This is a genomic window from Streptomyces sp. NPDC001816 (assembly GCF_042892235.1).
GTDB lineage: Bacteria > Actinomycetota > Actinomycetes > Streptomycetales > Streptomycetaceae > Streptomyces.
Map to the genome: position 1 here is coordinate 339,357 of NZ_JBIATY010000009.1, position 17,164 is coordinate 356,520.

General features: G+C 69.5%; 13 protein-coding genes. 9 read left to right on the top strand and 4 right to left on the bottom strand.

The genetic code is table 11. The features are described from left to right. Positions 1-116: 116 nt before the first annotated feature. A complete protein-coding gene (gene eccCa / locus ACFYZZ_RS30605) occupies positions 117-4,082 on the bottom strand; it encodes a type VII secretion protein EccCa (protein ID WP_389182651.1) in 3,966 nt (1,321 codons plus the stop codon). A 337-nt stretch (positions 4,083-4,419) separates the two neighbouring features. Here eccCa and eccD point away from each other — a divergent pair, with 337 nt between their 5' ends. After that, a complete protein-coding gene (eccD, locus tag ACFYZZ_RS30610) occupies positions 4,420-5,928 on the top strand; it encodes a type VII secretion integral membrane protein EccD (protein WP_389182710.1) in 1,509 nt (502 codons plus the stop codon). A gap of 100 nt (positions 5,929-6,028) precedes the next feature. On the opposite strand, the gene ACFYZZ_RS30615 is transcribed toward eccD, so the two are convergent. Continuing rightward, entirely contained in the window at positions 6,029-6,322 is a 294-nt protein-coding gene (locus ACFYZZ_RS30615; RefSeq protein WP_389182654.1) for a DUF397 domain-containing protein, read from the bottom strand. 272 nt (positions 6,323-6,594) lie between these two features. On the opposite strand from ACFYZZ_RS30615, the gene rpsO reads away from it, so the two are divergent. The 5 genes from rpsO to ACFYZZ_RS30640 all read left to right on the top strand — a co-directional run bounded on the left by rpsO (position 6,595) and on the right by ACFYZZ_RS30640 (position 12,077). Then, positions 6,595-6,882, top strand: a complete 288-nt coding sequence (gene rpsO / locus ACFYZZ_RS30620; protein ID WP_033529274.1) for a 30S ribosomal protein S15 — start codon at positions 6,595-6,597, stop codon at positions 6,880-6,882. Between the two features lie 347 nt (positions 6,883-7,229). Further along, complete coding sequence (locus ACFYZZ_RS30625) at positions 7,230-9,455, top strand: polyribonucleotide nucleotidyltransferase (protein WP_389182657.1); 2,226 nt, start codon at positions 7,230-7,232, stop codon at positions 9,453-9,455. Continuing rightward, positions 9,452-10,831 carry a M16 family metallopeptidase gene (locus tag ACFYZZ_RS30630; protein WP_389182660.1) on the top strand — a complete coding sequence of 460 codons (1,380 nt, stop codon included), beginning with the start codon at positions 9,452-9,454 and terminating at the stop codon, positions 10,829-10,831. Before ACFYZZ_RS30625 ends, ACFYZZ_RS30630 begins: the two co-directional genes overlap by 4 nt. A 27-nt stretch (positions 10,832-10,858) precedes the next feature. Further along, positions 10,859-11,611 carry a 4-hydroxy-tetrahydrodipicolinate reductase gene (dapB, locus tag ACFYZZ_RS30635; protein ID WP_389182663.1) on the top strand — a complete coding sequence of 251 codons (753 nt, stop codon included), beginning with the start codon at positions 10,859-10,861 and terminating at the stop codon, positions 11,609-11,611. 13 nt (positions 11,612-11,624) lie between these two features. Continuing rightward, positions 11,625-12,077, top strand: a complete 453-nt coding sequence (locus tag ACFYZZ_RS30640; RefSeq protein WP_381662140.1) for a hypothetical protein — start codon at positions 11,625-11,627, stop codon at positions 12,075-12,077. Between the two features lie 93 nt (positions 12,078-12,170). Here the strand turns inward: ACFYZZ_RS30640 and ACFYZZ_RS30645 are convergent, their stop codons facing one another. Further along, on the bottom strand, positions 12,171-12,725 hold the full coding sequence (locus ACFYZZ_RS30645) for a hypothetical protein (RefSeq protein ID WP_389182666.1): 555 nt from the start codon (positions 12,723-12,725) through the stop codon (positions 12,171-12,173). 90 nt (positions 12,726-12,815) lie between these two features. Continuing rightward, a complete protein-coding gene (locus tag ACFYZZ_RS30650) occupies positions 12,816-13,001 on the bottom strand; it encodes a hypothetical protein (protein ID WP_389182668.1) in 186 nt (61 codons plus the stop codon). A 175-nt stretch (positions 13,002-13,176) separates the two neighbouring features. Here ACFYZZ_RS30650 and thyX point away from each other — a divergent pair, with 175 nt between their 5' ends. The 3 genes from thyX to ACFYZZ_RS30665 all read left to right on the top strand — a co-directional run bounded on the left by thyX (position 13,177) and on the right by ACFYZZ_RS30665 (position 16,870). After that, positions 13,177-13,917 (top strand): FAD-dependent thymidylate synthase, encoded by a 741-nt coding sequence (thyX, locus tag ACFYZZ_RS30655; RefSeq protein ID WP_386581922.1) that lies wholly within the window; start codon positions 13,177-13,179, stop codon positions 13,915-13,917. 211 nt (positions 13,918-14,128) lie between these two features. Beyond that, complete coding sequence (gene dapA, locus ACFYZZ_RS30660; protein ID WP_389182671.1) at positions 14,129-15,028, top strand: 4-hydroxy-tetrahydrodipicolinate synthase; 900 nt, start codon at positions 14,129-14,131, stop codon at positions 15,026-15,028. A gap of 156 nt (positions 15,029-15,184) precedes the next feature. After that, entirely contained in the window at positions 15,185-16,870 is a 1,686-nt protein-coding gene (locus tag ACFYZZ_RS30665) for a ribonuclease J (protein WP_389182674.1), read from the top strand. Positions 16,871-17,164 lie beyond the last annotated feature (294 nt).

The window sequence follows — 17,164 nt, forward strand, 5'->3', positions numbered from 1 at the left end:
TTCGACCGTGTTCGGAACGGCAGGATGCCGCGGACCGGCATGGTCCGCGGCATCCAGGTCGGATCAGGAGGCGAGAGCCGTTCCTGCCCGAGAACGACTCCGAAGGCGAAGGTCTCCTAGGACTCCACCAACCCCACCTGCACCATCGGCTTCCCCCTCTTCCGAGAAACGAACACCCCCCGCCCCGCAGGCATCGGCCGCGGCCGGACCCCGCCGAGCAGGTCGCCCTCGGCCGGGTCGCCCGCGAGGACCACGCCCTGGGCGCCGAGTTCCTTGATGCGCTGCATGAAGGATTCGTAGCCGGCGCGGGACGCGCCCGCCGTGGAGCGGGCGATGATGAAGCGGACGCCGACGTCGCGGGCGAACGGGAGGAGTTCCGTCAGGCCCGACAGCGGGTTGCCGCTGGACGTGGACACGAGGTCGTAGTCGTCGATGATGACGTAGACCGTGGGGCCCCGCCACCAGCTGCGGTCGCGCAGCTGCTCCGGGGTGACATCCGCCGTCGGTGTGCGGCGCTGCATCAGGTCGGCGAGTGCGTCCATGTGGTGCTGCATCTGGTTGGACATGGGGATGTACTCGGCCAGGTGGGACGGCGGGGTCACCCCGAGCAGCGAGCGGCGGTTGTCGACGACGAACAGCTTGCAGGAGTTGCCGTCGTAGCGCTCGGTGAGGCGCTTGATCAGCAGCTTCAGCAGGTTCGACTTGCCCGACTCGCTCTCGCCGAACACCAGGAAGAACGGGTCCTGTTCGAAGTCCACGAACACCGGCTCGAGGTTGTCCTCGTCCAGGGCGAAGGAGATGCCCCGGTTCGGGAAGCGGTCGCCCGGAGGGAGTTGGGCCGCCGCGAACTCGCGGGGCAGCAGGCGTACCTCCGGCGCGCCGGGCTCCTGCCAGTGACGGCTGACCTCGGCCGCGAGGGCGGTCGACGCCTCCGCGAGGTCCGTGTCGGAGGAGAGGCCGTCGATGCGCGGGACCGCCGCCATGAAGTGCTGCCTCTGCGGGGTCTGACCGCGACCCGGCACACCGGTGGGGACGTTGGCCGCGACCTTGCGGTCGATCTCGGAGTCCATCGGGTCGCCCAGCCGCAGCTCCAGGCGGTTCATCAGGTGGTCCTTGAGGTTCGCGCGGACCTCCATCGTGCGCGAGGCGGTGAGGATGAGGTGGATGCCGTAGCCCAGACCGCGCGCGGCGATGTCCAGGACCAGCGGCTCCAGGGCCTCGTAGTCCGTGCGGAAGTTGCCCCAGCCGTCGATGACCAGGAAGACGTCGCCCCAGGGCTGGTCGGTCACCGAGATGTCGCCGCGCGCGCGGCGGGAGCGGAACTCCGCGATGGAGGAGATGCCCGCGGAGCGGAAGTACTCCTCTCGGCGGGTCATGACGCCGTACACCTCGGCCGCCGTACGCCTGACCTTCTCGGGGTCCAGACGCGAGGCGAAACCGCCCATGTGCGGCAGGCCGGCCACCGCGGCCATACCGCCACCGCCGAAGTCCAGGCCGTAGAACTGCACTTCCCGCGGGGTGTGGGTGAGGGCGAACGACGCGATGATCGAACGCAGCAGCGTCGACTTGCCGGACTGCGGGCCGCCGACGATCTGCATGTGGCCGGCCGCGCCGCCGAAGTCGAGCCACAGCGGGTCGCGGCGCTGCTCGTAGGGCTTGTCGATGAGGCCGACGGGGACGACGAGCCGGCCCGCGCCCTCGTAGCCCGGCTGGGTCATGCCACGGCCGGGCACCGGGGCGAGTCCCGGCAGCAGCGTGTCGAGCGACGGCGGGCTGTCCAGCGGGGGCAGCCACACCTGGTGGGCGGCCGGACCCTGCGCCTCCAGGCGCCGCACGATCACGTCGAGGACGGTGTCGGCGAGCGCGTCGTCCTTCTGCTGGTCGGGCGTCTCCTGGCGCTGCTTCGGGACCGGCACGTACTGCACCGGGACCTCGGCCGCCGTGAAGAGGACCGGCCTGCGGTCGACGGGCAGCGGACCGCCGAGCGCGGCGGCCTGCTGCGAGCTGGTGCGGTACACACCGGAGACGTACGCCGCCTTGAAGCGCACCATCTCGTCCGTACCGAACTTCAGGAAACCCGAACCCGGGACGTTCGGCAGCTCGTAGGCGTCCGGGACGCCGAGCGCGGCGCGCGACTCGGCCGCCGAGAACGTCCGCAGACCGATGCGGTAGGAGAGGTAGGTCTCCAGGCCGCGCAGCCGGCCCTCCTCCAGACGCTGGGAGGCGAGCAGCAGGTGCACGCCCAGCGAACGGCCGATACGGCCGATCTGCACGAACATCTCGATGAAGTCCGGCTTCGCGGTCAGCAGTTCGCTGAACTCGTCGATCACCAGGACCAGGGACGGGATCGGCTGCAGGGGCGCGCCGGCCGCGCGGGCCTTCTCGTAGTCGTGGATGTTCGCGTAGTTGCCCGCGTCGCGGAGCATCTCCTGGCGGCGGTTGAGCTCACCGCGGATCGAGTCGCCCATGCGGTCGACGAGGGTCAGGTCGTCCGCGAGGTTGGTGATCACGGCCGCCACGTGCGGCATCTGGGCCATGCCCGCGAACGTGGCACCACCCTTGAAGTCGGCAAGGACGAAGTTCAGCGTCTCGGAGGAGTGGGTCACGGCGAGACCGAGAACGAGCGTGCGCAGCAGCTCGGACTTGCCGGAACCGGTCGCACCGACGCACAGGCCGTGCGGGCCCATGCCCTCCTGGGCGGCCTCCTTGAGGTCCAGCATCACGGGCCGGCCGTCCTCGCCGAGACCGATCGCCACGCGCAGCCGCTCCGACTGCGAGCGCGGCCGCCAGGTCCGCTTCGTGTCGACCGAGGCCGCGTCGCCCAGGTTCAGCAGGTCCGTGAACTCCAGGTTGGCGAGCAGCGGCTGGTCGTCGTCGCCGCCCGACGCCATGCGCAGCGGCGCCAGTTGGCGGGAGAGCGCCTCCGCGGCCTCGTACGACAGGACGTCCGGCGTTCCGTCGTAGACCATGCCATGCGCCGACTCCAGGCGCAGTTCGTGGGGCTGCACGATGACGGAGAGGTCGCCGCGGCCGATGGTGAGGTCGCCGGGCACGACCTCCAGGACCGTCACGCCCTGCATGCCTTCGGGACTCGCCAGCAACGACGTCGGCGGCAGGGAGATGCCGTCGAGCACGACCACCACGTGCGGCTGTTCGGGAACCGGCGCTCCGCCGGGGTGGAAGCGCGGGCGGCCCTGCAGTCGGGAGGCGAGCCGGTCCTCCAGCTCCACCGGGTCGGTGGTGATCAGTCGCACGCTGCCGGCGCCGTCGGCGACACCCGGGGCCTGCACGTGCGGCAGCCACTTGGCCCACTCCCACTCGGGCGCCGACGCGCGTGCGGTGACGACGGCGATGACCAGGTCCTCGGGGGAGTGCAGCGAGGCGAGAGAGGCGGTGACGGCGCGGGCGGTGCCGCGCACGGTGCCCGGCTCGCCGCTGATCGTCACGTGGTAGAAGGCGCGCAGCGACACCGCCATCGGCAGGTCGTCGAGGGCGCTGTGGGTGGCCAGGAAGCGCTGCATGGCGCCCGCGGTCAGCGGCTCCAGCTCGTCGACCGGAGCGGTCTGAGGCGGGATCAGGGGAGTGGCCAGGGCCTGTGGGCCCAGGCCCACCCGCACCTGCCCGAAGTCCTCGTCACCGGTGCGCCGTTCCCACACCCGGCTGCCCTCGGCGACCAGCGCCCACAGTTGCTCCGGCGAAGGGTTCAGGTAGTACTGGGCGTCACGCTGGGACTTCGCGGTCTCCAGGGCGGCGCGCCGGGTCTGCGACAGGTAACGGAGGTAGTCACGGCGCATGTCGGCCATCTGCCCCTGGCTGCCGCGGCGGTAGCGGATCAGCATCGAGATGCCCATGCCGATCGTCGAGGCCACCATCACCATGCCCATGATCTTCATGAAGGGCTGGGCCTGGGGGTTGAAGAAGAACACCACGGACCCGCCCATGCCGAGCATGGGCAGGAGCTGCATCAGAGCGCCTTCCTGCTGACCGCGCGGAAGCTCCGGCGGTGCTTGCAGTACGACCTCGTCCGTGGGCACTTCCTTCGGCAGTGCCCGCGGTGGGCGCTTGACGACGATGTGGCTCACTACGCACCAATTCCCTTGCCGGACCGAGATGTTTCGTCCGCCGCCCCGTGTCAGGCGGACGTCGACCGCGAAGCGCGATCCTACTGACAACCACGGACAACGGCGGGCGGTAGGGTGCCGGTGAGACGCGTGAGCAGTTGCGAATCGTGCCGGGAAAACCCGGGCAATCCGCAACGGTTCGAAACAAGCGCCACCCCGCAACCCCCGGATACGACCGCTCGGTTGGCCGGCGGTGCGGATGGCGCGGCACAACCTACACAGGATCTTTACGGGCGGAAGAGTGTGCGGCGGCACCGCAGGCCGCCCCACCGCCGACGAGGGGGAACAGCAGGTGAGCATGACGGCCTCCGCGCCTGCCGGCGCGACCGGTGGACCGGGCACCGGAGCCCCTTCCGGGGCAGGCATGGGATTCGGCTTCTGCCGGGTCACCATCGTGGCGCCCGACAGCCGCATAGACGTGGCGCTGCCCGACGACGTACCGGTCGCCGACCTGTACCCGGAGATCCTGCGCCTGTCCCAGCAGAGCCCCGCCGAGGGCGCGCCGGTCGGCTACCACCTCGTACGGCGGGACGGCACCGTCCTCGACGGCGCCCGGTCCTTCACGGCGCAGCGCATCCTCGACGGCGAACTGCTCACCCTGCGCCCGTTCGCCGAGTCGCTGCCGCCCGCGGTCCTCGACGACGTCTCCGAGGCGGTGGCCTCCGCCGTCACCCGCGACCGCACCCTGTGGAGCGGCGACCTCACCCGTGCCGCCGGCCTCGTCGCGGGCGGCATCCTTCCCGCGCTGCTCGCCTTCGTGGCCTGGAGCTCCCAGATCCACCACGACATGTACAGCCTGCAGGGCATCATCGCGGGCGTTGCCGGCGTCCTGCTGGTCACCCTCGCCTGCGTCCGAGCGCGTGTGTACGGCGACCGGGGCTCCGCGGTCGCGCTCGGCCTCGGCGCCCTGCCGAACGTAGCCGTGGCCGGTTCGGGGCTGCTGTCGCTCTCCGCCGGACAGGGCATCGGACGACTCCAGTTCCTGCTCGCCTGCGCGGCGGTCCTGGTCGCCTCCGTGGTGCTCACCCTGGTGTCGCCGGGCGGTGACGGACCCTTCGTGGCGTTCGTCTTCGCCTCCGCCATCGGTCTGGTCACCAGCTTCATCGCGATCCTCACCGAGCTGAAGCCCATCGAGACGGCCGCCGTCTGCGCCCCGCTGTCCGTCGTGGCGCTGGCCTTCCTGCCGGGCCTGTCCATGCGCTTCGCACGGCTGCCCATTGGCTTCGAGCCGCCCAACCCCTCCCGCGGCGGCTACGACCGCGGCGAGCCCGCCCCGCAGGAGCCCGTGGACCTGGAGCGGGTGGCCGCCCAGGCCCGGCGCGGCCACGAACTCCTCGTCGGCTTCGTCGGCGGCTGTGCCCTCGTCGCGGTGGGCGCCTCGATCGTCCTCGGCTTCTCCAGCAACACCTGGGCCCAACTCCTGGCCCTCGCGACCGGCGTGGCGATGCTGATGCGGGCGCATCTGTTCCGCTACACCGCGCAGGTCGGCGCCACCCTGGCCGCGGGCTTGGCCGCGATCGTCTTCCTCGGCCTCGGGCTCGCCCTGAACCCGCCCCGGAACTACCTGATCGACGCCTTCCAGGGCGACAGCAACGCCCTCGACATCCGCAGCGTCTGGCTCGCCGCGGCGGTCGGCGCGGCCACCGCCCTGGTCACCGCGATCGGTCTGATCACCCCGCGGCGCGGTGTCACCCCCTTCTGGGGCCGCTTCCTGGAGATCGCCGAGAGCTTCGTCCTGCTCACGCTGATCCCGCTGGCGCTGGCCGTGTTCGACGTGTACGAGCGGGCGCGGGCGATGACCAGCTAGGTCCTCGCCTGCCGAGTCCTTGCCGGCTCACCGGACGCAGAAATGGCAGAAAAGGGCGGCACGCGCGCGTGCCGCCCTTTTCTGCCATTTATGCGTGCGCTCACACGGAGTCGAGTCCGCCGTTGTGCGGCATCGGCTTCAGATCGAACTCCCCGTCCCGGGCACCCAGGACGAACGCCCGCCACTCCGCCTCCGTGTACCGCAGCACGGTGCCGTGGTCGAGGGAGGACCGCATCGCCACCGCCCCGTCCGGGAGGTACGCGATCTCGACCCGCTCCTCGTGCTCCTCCGTACCCGGGGCGCAGTGCCACTCGACGCCCGAGATGTCGAGCGCGTACAGCTCGTCGCGCTCCCGCTCCTTGCGCGCCTTGATCTCCGCTTCCGTCTCCGCCATCCCGAAGCGACCCCTTCCCGACGTACGTACGATCAGCACGCTCACCCTAGTGGCCGCATCCCGCGGACCCGGTCCGTTCCGGAAGGCGGGAGAGGGTTCCCGCCACTGGCTGGTACGCTGTGTGACGGCCGTTTGTGTACGCACCCCCGGAACCCTTCTCAGAAGGCTCTGGAGGCCGCGCCCAGCGGATCCCGCCTCCCGAGTAACGGAAGCTCCCCCGAGACAAAGACCGGGGGCACTCGGTGGCCACTCAAAGACTACGAGGAGTACGCGTGTCGCTCGACGCCGCTACGAAGAAGCAGATCATCAGCGAGTTCGGTACCAAGGAGGGCGACACGGGCTCCCCCGAGGTCCAGGTCGCCATGCTCTCGCGTCGGATCTCCGACCTGACGGAGCACCTCAAGACCCACAAGCACGACCACCACTCCCGTCGTGGTCTGCTGATCCTGGTCGGTCAGCGCCGTCGCCTCCTGCAGTACCTGGCGAAGAAGGACATCCAGCGCTTCCGTACGCTGGTCGACCGCCTCGGCATCCGCCGCGGTGCTGCGGGCGCCAAGTAAGACGCCATGAGGGGAGCGGTTCCCGGAAGGACTCGGGAATCGCTCCCTTTGCCGTATGCGGGGAAGTCCTGTCGTATGCAGGCAAGCCCCCGTCGTACGTGCGGAAACGTGCGGAGTGTCACTCACGCTTTGTAGTGTGGTAGCACAACGCAGTACGCACGACACAGCACGACAACGAAAAGGAGAAGCGCTCCTTAGCCGCCGCCGGTCCTCGGTAGTGGCCCCCGGGGGGAAGCGAGCCCCGGGTGCTTCGATCGAAGACCGGCCCGCACAGCACGGCGCGCTTCTCCGTAACCGTCCCCCTGCCACACGGGCAGCCCAGGGACGAAGACGAGGAGAAAACGCTAGTGGAGAACGAGACCCACTACGCCGAGGCCGTCATCGACAACGGCGCCTTCGGCACCCGTACCATCCGCTTCGAGACGGGCCGCCTGGCCAAGCAGGCCGCCGGTTCCGCCGTGGCGTACCTGGACGACGACACCATGGTGCTGTCGGCCACCACCGCCTCCAAGAACCCCAAGGACCAGCTCGACTTCTTCCCGCTGACGGTGGACGTCGAGGAGCGGATGTACGCCGCCGGCAAGATCCCCGGCAGCTTCTTCCGCCGTGAGGGCCGTCCCTCCGAGGACGCGATCCTCACCTGCCGTCTGATCGACCGCCCGCTGCGCCCGTCCTTCAAGAAGGGCCTGCGCAACGAGATCCAGGTTGTCGCCACGATCATGGCGCTCAACCCCGACCACCTGTACGACGTCGTCGCGATCAACGCCGCGTCCGCGTCCACGCAGCTGGCCGGTCTGCCGTTCTCCGGCCCGATCGGCGGCGTCCGCGTCGCGCTGATCCGCGGCCAGTGGGTCGCGTTCCCGACGCACACCGAGCTCGAGGACGCCGTCTTCGACATGGTGGTCGCCGGTCGCGTCCTGGAGGACGGCGATGTCGCGATCATGATGGTCGAGGCCGAGGCCACCGACCAGACGATCAAGCTGGTCGAGGGCGGCTCCGAGGCCCCGACCGAGGAGGTCGTCGCCGCCGGTCTGGACGCCGCGAAGCCCTTCATCAAGGTCCTGTGCAAGGCCCAGGCGGACCTTGCGTCGAAGGCCGCCAAGCCGACCGCCGAGTTCCCGATCTTCCTGGACTACCAGGACGACGTCCTGGAGGCCCTGTCCGCCGCCGTCCGCCCGGAGCTGGCCTCCGCGCTGACCATCGCGGGCAAGCAGGAGCGCGAGTCCGAGCTGGACCGCGTCAAGGCGCTCGCCGCCGAGAAGCTCCTGCCGGAGTTCGAGGGCCGCGAGAAGGAGATCTCCGCCGCGTACCGCTCGCTCACCAAGCAGCTGGTCCGCGAGCGCGTGATCAAGGAGAAGAAGCGCATCGACGGCCGCGGTGTCACCGACATCCGCACCCTGGCCGCCGAGGTCGAGGCCATCCCGCGGGTGCACGGCTCCGCGCTGTTCGAGCGTGGCGAGACCCAGATCCTGGGCGTCACCACCCTCAACATGCTCCGCATGGAGCAGCAGCTGGACACCCTCTCCCCGGTGACCCGCAAGCGCTACATGCACAACTACAACTTCCCGCCGTACTCCACCGGTGAGACCGGCCGCGTCGGCTCCCCGAAGCGCCGCGAGATCGGCCACGGCGCCCTCGCCGAGCGCGCCCTCGTGCCGGTGCTGCCGACGCGCGAGGAGTTCCCGTACGCGATCCGCCAGGTGTCCGAGGCCCTCGGCTCCAACGGCTCGACGTCCATGGGCTCCGTGTGCGCCTCCACCATGTCGCTGCTGAACGCCGGTGTGCCCCTGAAGGCTCCGGTCGCCGGTATCGCCATGGGCCTGATCTCCCAGGAGATCGAGGGCGAGACGCACTACGTCACCCTCACCGACATCCTCGGTGCGGAGGACGCCTTCGGTGACATGGACTTCAAGGTCGCCGGCACCAAGGAGTTCGTGACCGCGCTCCAGCTCGACACCAAGCTGGACGGCATCCCGGCCTCCGTCCTGGGCGCGGCCCTCAAGCAGGCCCGCGACGCCCGTCTCCACATCCTCGACGTGATGATGGAGGCCATCGACCGGCCCGACGAGATGTCCCCGCACGCTCCGCGGATCATCACCGTCAAGATCCCGGTCGACAAGATCGGTGAGGTCATCGGCCCCAAGGGCAAGATGATCAACCAGATCCAGGAGGACACCGGCGCCGAGATCACCATCGAGGACGACGGCACGATCTACATCGGTGCCGCCGACGGCCCGTCCGCCGAGGCCGCCCGCGCCACGATCAACGGCATCGCCAACCCGACGATGCCCGAGGTCGGCGAGCGCTACCTCGGTACGGTCGTGAAGACGACCACCTTCGGTGCGTTCGTCTCCCTGCTGCCCGGCAAGGACGGTCTGCTGCACATCTCGCAGATCCGCAAGCTCGCCGGCGGCAAGCGCGTGGAGAACGTCGAGGACGTTCTCGGTGTGGGCCAGAAGGTCCAGGTCGAGATCGCCGAGATCGACTCCCGCGGCAAGCTGTCCCTCGTTCCGGTGATCGAGGGCGAGGAAGGCAACGAGACCGAGACGAAGAAGGACGACGCCGAGCAGTGACGTCCCGTAGCTCCAAGGCGACGGCCCGCACCTCTTCGGAGGCGCGGGCCGTCGCCCGTACCCAAACCCTGATCAAGGGCACCAACGGCATCGGCACGGTCCGCAAGACCACCCTCCCGGGCGGCCTGCGCATCGTCACCGAGACCCTGCCCTCGGTCCGCTCCGCGACCTTCGGCATCTGGGCGCACGTCGGCTCCCGCGACGAGACGCCGGCCCTGAACGGCGCCACGCACTACCTGGAGCACCTGCTCTTCAAGGGCACCGGCCGCAGGTCGGCGCTGGACATCTCCTCCGCCGTCGACGCGGTCGGCGGCGAGATGAACGCGTTCACGGCCAAGGAGTACACGTGCTACTACGCGCGCGTGCTCGACACCGACCTGCCGCTCGCCATCGACGTCGTCTGCGACATGCTGACCGGCTCGCTCATCCTCGAAGAGGACGTCAACGTCGAACGCGGCGCGATCCTCGAAGAGATCGCGATGACCGAGGACGACCCGGGCGACTGTGTGCACGACCTGTTCGCGCACACGATGTTCGGCGACAACGCCCTCGGCCGCCCCGTCCTCGGCACGGTCGACACGGTCAACGCCCTCGGCGCCGACCGCATCCGCCGCTTCTACAAGAAGCACTACGACCCGACCCACCTCGTGGTCGCCTGCGCGGGCAACATCGACCACAACAAGGTCGTACGACAGGTCCGCGCGGCCTTCGAGAAGGCGGGCGCCTTCAAGAACCTGGACGCGCAGCCCATCGCCCCGCGCGACGGCCGCCGTACGATCCGCACGGCCGGCAAGGTCGAGCTGCTCGCCCGCAAGACCGAGCAGGCGCACGTCGTCCTCGGCATGCCCGGCCTGGCCCGCACGGACGACCGTCGCTGGGCCATGGGCGTGCTCAACACCGCCCTCGGCGGCGGCATGTCCTCCCGCCTCTTCCAGGAGGTCCGGGAGAAGCGCGGCCTCGCCTACAGCGTGTACTCGTACACCTCGGGCTTCGCCGACTGCGGCCTGTTCGGCGTGTACGCGGGCTGCCGCCCGAGCCAGGTGCACGACGTGCTGAAGATCTGCCGCGACGAACTCGACCACGTCGCAGCCAACGGCCTTTCCGACGACGAGATCAGCCGCGCCATAGGCCAGCTCCAGGGCTCCACCGTCCTGGGCCTGGAGGACACCGGCGCGCTGATGAACCGTATCGGCAAGAGCGAGCTGTGCTGGGGCGAGCAGATGTCGGTCGACGACATGCTGGCCCGGATAGCCGCGGTCACCCCGGACGAGATCCGCTCGGTCGCCCGCGACATCCTGGGACAGCGCCCGTCGCTGTCGGTCATCGGCCCGCTGAAGGACAAGCAGGCCTCCCGTCTGCACGACGCCGTCGCCTGAAACACCACCGGTTAGGAAGCAGGGAACATGAGCAAGCTGCGCGTGGCGATCCTCGGTGCCAAGGGCCGGATCGGGTCCGAGGCGGTACGGGCGATCGAGGCCGCCGAGGACATGGAGCTGGTCGCCGCTCTCGGCAGGGGCGACAAGCTGGAGACGCTCGCGGAGAACGGCGCCCAGGTCGCCGTCGAGCTGACCACCCCCGCCTCCGTCATGGGCAACCTCGACTTCTGCGTGCGCCACGGCATCCACGCGGTCGTCGGTACGACGGGCTGGACGGACGAGCGCCTCGCGCAGCTGAAGGGCTGGCTCGCCCAGTCCCCGGAGACCGGCGTGCTCATCGCGCCGAACTTCTCCATCGGCGCCGTCCTCACCATGAAGTTCGCGCAGATCGCCGCGCCGTACTTCGAGTCGGTCGAGGTCGTCGAGCTGCACCACCCGAACAAGGTGGACGCCCCCTCGGGGACCGCCACGCGCACCGCTCAGCTCATCGCAGAGGCCCGCCGCGCCGCCGGCACGGCCCCGGCGCCGGACGCCACCGTGACGGCCCTGGACGGCGCCCGGGGTGCCGACGTCGACGGCGTCCCGGTGCACGCCGTGCGGCTGCGCGGCCTCCTGGCGCACCAGGAGGTGCTGCTGGGCGGCGAGGGCGAGACCCTCACCATCCGCCACGACTCCCTGCACCACAGCAGCTTCATGCCGGGCATCCTGCTCGGCGCCCGCCGCGTGGTGTCGACTCCGGGCCTGACTTTCGGCCTGGAGCACTTCCTGGACCTGAGCTGAGCCCGAATACGTCATGCGCGCGAAGATCACTTACCTCGTCACGGCCGCCGTCCTGCTCTTCTACTTCGTGCTGGTCGGCAGCCGCGGCGTCATGCTCATCCAGTCCGGCACGGTCCTCACCGTCACCTTCGGGATCGCGGTGCTCATCCTGCCGGTCATCGGCCTGTGGTTCCTGTGGAAGAACACCCAGTTCGTCCGCAAGGCCAACCAGCTCGCCGCCGAACTCGACGCCGAGGGCGGGCTGCCCGTCGACGAGCTGAAGCGCACCGCGGGCGGCCGTATCGACCGCGACTCGGCCGACGAGGTGTTCGCCAAGCGCAAGGCCGAGACGGAGGCGGCTCCGGACGACTGGCGCAGCTGGTTCCGGCTCGCCGTCGCCTACCACGACGCCCGGGACACCCCGCGCGCCCGCAAGGCGATGCAGCGCGCCATCGCCCTGCACGACGGCAGGCCCGTCCAAGCCTGAGCCGTACCGGCGGCAAGCCGAAGAAGAGGCCCGTACGCCGAAGGGGCCGGTCCGCGGCACAGCGGACCGGCCCCTCCGGCTTGTCTGCTCCGGTCAGCGGCGCCCGTACTCCGCGGCCCACGCCTCCACCGTGTCCGCCGCCCGGTCGAAGGCCGCGGGGCGGTTCAGGAAGTCCAGGCCGTGCGTGGTCAGCAGGGGCGGGGTGTCCTCGGTGGGCCGGTCCTTGCGTACGAGCGTCAGGGCCTGCCCCTGCACCGTGCGGGGCAGCCCCAGCCAGCGCACCGGCTGCTGGGCCGTCCGCACCGAGATCACCCGCTGCCAGGGCACCGTACGCGTCACCAGGAAGCTGACGTGGCGCAGTCCGCGTGCGCTCACCCACACGCCCATGCGCAGCATCCGCAGCGCGCAGGCGATGACCGTCAGCGCGAGGCCGAGGACCACGCCGGCCGAGGACACCGAGCCGGTCAGGGCGATCAGAACCGCTGCGAACAGCACGAACGAGGCCAGCAGCAGCCACAGGGCCGCTCCGCCCACGCGTCCGGGGCCGGGCCGGTAGGGGCGCCGCCAGCGCTCCCGGTCGTCGAAGGGCAGCGGACTCTCGGAAGCCGTCTCGAAGGTGCGGTCGGCCGTCAGGAAGGGCAGGGGCACGGCTGGTCCTCACTCAATCCTTGCTGGGGCTGTGCCCGGTGAGGCTATCCGGCCGGGTTCCCGCTCACCACCCTTGGGCGGCCGTAAGGGTCAGCGCCCCTGCGAGGCCTGGGACGGCGGGGCCGGCGCACTGGACGGCGTCGACAGGGCCGGCATGCCGAGGATCACCGCGCCGACGAGCCCGGCCACGATGGTGAGGCCCAGCAGCCAGCCCCCGGCTATCCGGCCGGCGGACGCCCGCTGACGGGGTGGGGGAGCGACATTGCTGCGGAACATGGGGGTACGGCTCCCTTCGGGGATGAAACGGACGAGTCTCACCCACACAGACGAACAAGCGTCGCAATCGGTGCCCGGTTTCACCAAGTTCATTCAGGCACGACGGCGAACGCCCCGTTTGGCGGGCCGTAGAGTGGCGTCCGCAACAGACGAGATGGGAAGGACCCGCCGCATCGTGACCCCCACCCCCGACGATCAGCTCAAGATCGATCTGCGTAGTGATGTCACCGTTGAACTGGTCAAACACAGCGCAGCGGACTCCGACGTTCTCTTCGCGGCCCGTGTGTCGACTGTCGGGGAGCAGTCCCTGGACGAGCTGAACAAGGACCCGGAGCGTTCCAAGGGCCTGATCAACTACCTGATGCGCGACCGGCACGGCAGCCCGTTCGAGCACAACTCGATGACCTTCTTCATCAGCGCCCCGATCTTCGTCTTCCGCGAGTTCATGCGGCACCGGGTCGGCTGGTCGTACAACGAGGAGTCGGGCCGCTACCGGGAGCTGCAGCCCGTCTTCTACGTCCCGGACGAGTCTCGCAAGCTGGTCCAGGAGGGCCGTCCCGGCAAGTACGTCTTCGTCGAGGGCACCCAGGCCCAGCAGGAGCTGGTCGGCCGTGTCATGCAGGACTCGTACCTGCAGGCCTACGAGGCGTACCAGGAGATGCTCGACGCCGGCGTCGCCCGCGAGGTCGCCCGCTCGGTCCTTCCCGTCGGCCTCTTCTCCTCGATGTACGCCACCTGCAACGCCCGCTCGCTGATGCACTTCCTCGGCCTGCGCACCCAGCACGAGCTGGCGAAGGTGCCGTCCTTCCCGCAGCGGGAGATCGAGATGGTCGGCGAGAAGATGGAGGCGGAGTGGGCCAGGCTCATGCCGCTCACCTACGCCGCCTTCAATGCGAACGGCCGTGTGGCCCCGTAACGAAGCCCTGTTCCCCCACGCGGAACGGATGTACGGATCAGCCGAGCGAAGTGTCCGTATTGCGGCATTTGGAGAAGTTCATCTAGCCTGATCAAACGGACCCGGTACTGCTTGAACCCCCGAGCAGGCAGTACCGGGCTCCGCATTTGTCCGGACTTATCCCGCACCCCAAGGGCAGACCACGCATTGAGCACCGAGTAGCGTGTTACCCATGGCTCCGACCTCGACTCCGCAGACCCCCTTCGGGCGGGTCCTCACCGCCATGGTCACGCCCTTCACGGCGGACGGCGCACTCGACCTCGACGGCGCGCAGCGGCTCGCCACCCACCTGGTGGACGCAGGCAACGACGGCCTGATCATCAACGGCACCACCGGCGAGTCCCCCACCACCAGCGACGCGGAGAAATCGGACCTCGTACGAGCCGTACTGGAGGCGGTCGGCGGCCGCGCCCACATCGTCGCCGGCGTCGGCACCAACGACACCCACCACAGCATCGAGCTGGCCCGCGAGGCCGAGCGTGTCGGCGCACACGGCCTGCTGGTCGTCACGCCGTACTACAACAAGCCCCCGCAGGAGGGCCTGTACCGGCACTTCACGGCCGTCGCGGACACCACCGGGCTGCCGGTCATGCTCTACGACATCCCCGGCCGCAGCGGCGTCCCGATCAACACCGAGACGCTCGTCCGCCTCGCCGAGCACCCCCGGATCGTCGCCAACAAGGACGCCAAGGGCGACCTCGGCCGCGCCAGCTGGGCCATCGCCCAGTCCGGTCTCGCCTGGTACTCCGGCGACGACATGCTGAACCTGCCCCTGCTCTCCGTGGGCGCGGTCGGCTTCGTCTCGGTCGTCGGCCACCTCGTCACCCCCGACCTGCGCGCCCTCGTCGACGCGTACACCTCGGGCGACGTCGTCAAGGCCACCGAGATCCACCAGAAGCTGCTCCCGGTCTACACGGGCATGTTCCGCACCCAGGGCGTGATGACCACCAAGGCCGCGCTCGCCCTCCAGGGACTTCCCGCCGGACCCCTGCGCGCCCCCATGGTCGAGTGCTCGGCCGAGGAGATCGCCCAGCTCAAGATCGATCTTGCCGCCGGCGGGGTACAGCTCTGACAACAGACTTGGCACCACCCGAGCTTCACAACTGAATACACAACCTCATAAGCGGGCCACCGGTGCCCGCACCCCACAACGACAACTGCTTCTGCACGAACGTCATGCGCGCCACGTGCCCGACCGGTACGTGGCGCGCATGGTGAGGAGAGTCTTTTGAGTCATCCGCATCCTGAACTCGGCCCGCCCCCGCCGCTCCCCGAGGGTGGCCTGCGGGTCACCCCGCTCGGCGGTCTCGGCGAGATCGGCCGGAACATGACGGTCTTCGAGTACGGCGGCCGTCTGCTGATCGTCGACTGCGGAGTGCTCTTCCCCGAGGAGGAGCAGCCCGGAATCGACCTGATCCTGCCGGACTTCTCGTCCATCCGGAACCGCCTCGACGACATCGAGGGCATCGTCCTCACGCACGGCCACGAGGACCACATCGGTGGCGTCCCGTTCCTGCTCCGCGAGAAGCCGGACATCCCGCTGATCGGCTCCAAGCTGACCCTCGCCCTCATCGAGGCCAAGCTCCAGGAGCACCGGATCCGCCCGTACACCCTGGAGGTGGCGGAGGGGAACCGTGAGCGCATCGGCCCCTTCGACTGCGAGTTCATCGCGGTCAACCACTCCATCCCGGACGCCCTGGCCGTCGCCATCCGCACCCCCGCCGGCATGGTGGTGCACACCGGCGACTTCAAGATGGACCAGCTCCCACTGGACAACCGCCTCACCGACCTGCACGCGTTCGCGCGGCTGAGCGAGGAGGGCATCGACCTCCTGCTCACCGACTCCACGAACGCGGAGGTCCCGGGCTTCACCCCGCACGAGCGGGACATCTCCAACGTCCTGCGCCAGGTCTTCGCAGGGGCCCGCAAGCGGATCATCGTGGCGAGCTTCGCCAGCCACGTCCACCGCATCCAGCAGATCCTGGACGCGGCGCACGAGTACGGCCGCCGGGTCGCCTTCGTCGGCCGCTCCATGGTCCGCAACATGGGTATCGCCCGCGACCTCGGCTATCTGAAGGTCCCGGCGGGCCTGGTCGTCGACGTCAAGACGCTGGACGACCTGCCGGACCACGAGGTGGTCCTGGTCTGCACGGGCTCCCAGGGCGAGCCGATGGCGGCCCTGTCCCGCATGGCCAACCGCGACCACCAGATCCGCATCGTCGACGGCGACACGGTCATCCTGGCCTCGTCCCTCATCCCCGGAAACGAGAACGCGGTCTACCGCGTGATCAACGGCCTGACCCGCTGGGGCGCCAACGTCGTCCACAAGGGCAACGCCAAGGTGCATGTTTCCGGCCACGCCTCCGCGGGCGAGCTGCTGTACTTCTACAACATCTGCCGCCCGAGGAACCTGATGCCGGTCCACGGCGAATGGCGGCATCTGCGCGCCAACGCCGAGCTGGGCGCGCTCGCGGGTGTCCCGCACGACCGGATCGTCATCGCCGAGGACGGCGTGGTGGTCGACCTGGTCGAGGGCAAGGCCAAGATCTCGGGCAAGGTCCAGGCGGGTTACGTCTACGTCGACGGCCTCTCCGTCGGTGACGTCGGCGAGCCGGCCCTGAAGGACCGCAAGATCCTCGGTGACGAGGGCATCATCTCGGTCTTCGTGGTGGTGGATTCCTCCACCGGCAAGATCACGGGTGGCCCGCACGTCCAGGCCCGCGGTTCCGGCATCGAGGACTCCGCCTTCGCCGACGTCCTCCCGAAGATCACCGAGGCTCTGGAGCGCTCGGCCCAGGACGGTGTGGTGGAGCCCCACCAGCTGCAGCAACTCGTTCGGCGCACCCTCGGCAAGTGGGTTTCCGACACGTATCGCCGCAGGCCGATGATCCTGCCGGTCGTGGTGGAGGTCTGACGCCTCGTCGGCGTGAACTCGGAGCGGGGCCCCTCGATTTGCATCGGGGAGCCCCGCTCCAGTACGTTTACGGCTCCGCCCAACCGGGAACCCCCCAGTACCTCGTGTGCTGGACGACGGTGCCCCGGAGCGGGTGGGAAATCCGGCTCAGAACTTCTGATAAAGTCGGAGCCGCCGGAAAGGGAAACGCGAAAGCGAGAACCTGGAAAGCGCCGAGGAAATCGGATCGAGAAAAGATCTGATAGAGTCGGAAACACCGAAGGGAAGCCCGGAGGAAAGCCCGAGAGGGTGAGT

What these genes read in the sequence shown, in the direction of transcription:
- eccD (WP_389182710.1), top strand. Translation starts at nt 4,420, where the DNA reads ATGACGGCCTCCGCGCCTGCCGGCGCGACCGGTGGACCGGGCACCGGA.
- ACFYZZ_RS30615 (WP_389182654.1), bottom strand. Translation starts at nt 6,322, where the DNA reads ATGGCGGAGACGGAAGCGGAGATCAAGGCGCGCAAGGAGCGGGAGCGC.
- dapB (WP_389182663.1), top strand. Translation starts at nt 10,859, where the DNA reads ATGAGCAAGCTGCGCGTGGCGATCCTCGGTGCCAAGGGCCGGATCGGG.
- ACFYZZ_RS30640 (WP_381662140.1), top strand. Translation starts at nt 11,625, where the DNA reads ATGCGCGCGAAGATCACTTACCTCGTCACGGCCGCCGTCCTGCTCTTC.
- ACFYZZ_RS30650 (WP_389182668.1), bottom strand. Translation starts at nt 13,001, where the DNA reads ATGTTCCGCAGCAATGTCGCTCCCCCACCCCGTCAGCGGGCGTCCGCC.
- dapA (WP_389182671.1), top strand. Translation starts at nt 14,129, where the DNA reads ATGGCTCCGACCTCGACTCCGCAGACCCCCTTCGGGCGGGTCCTCACC.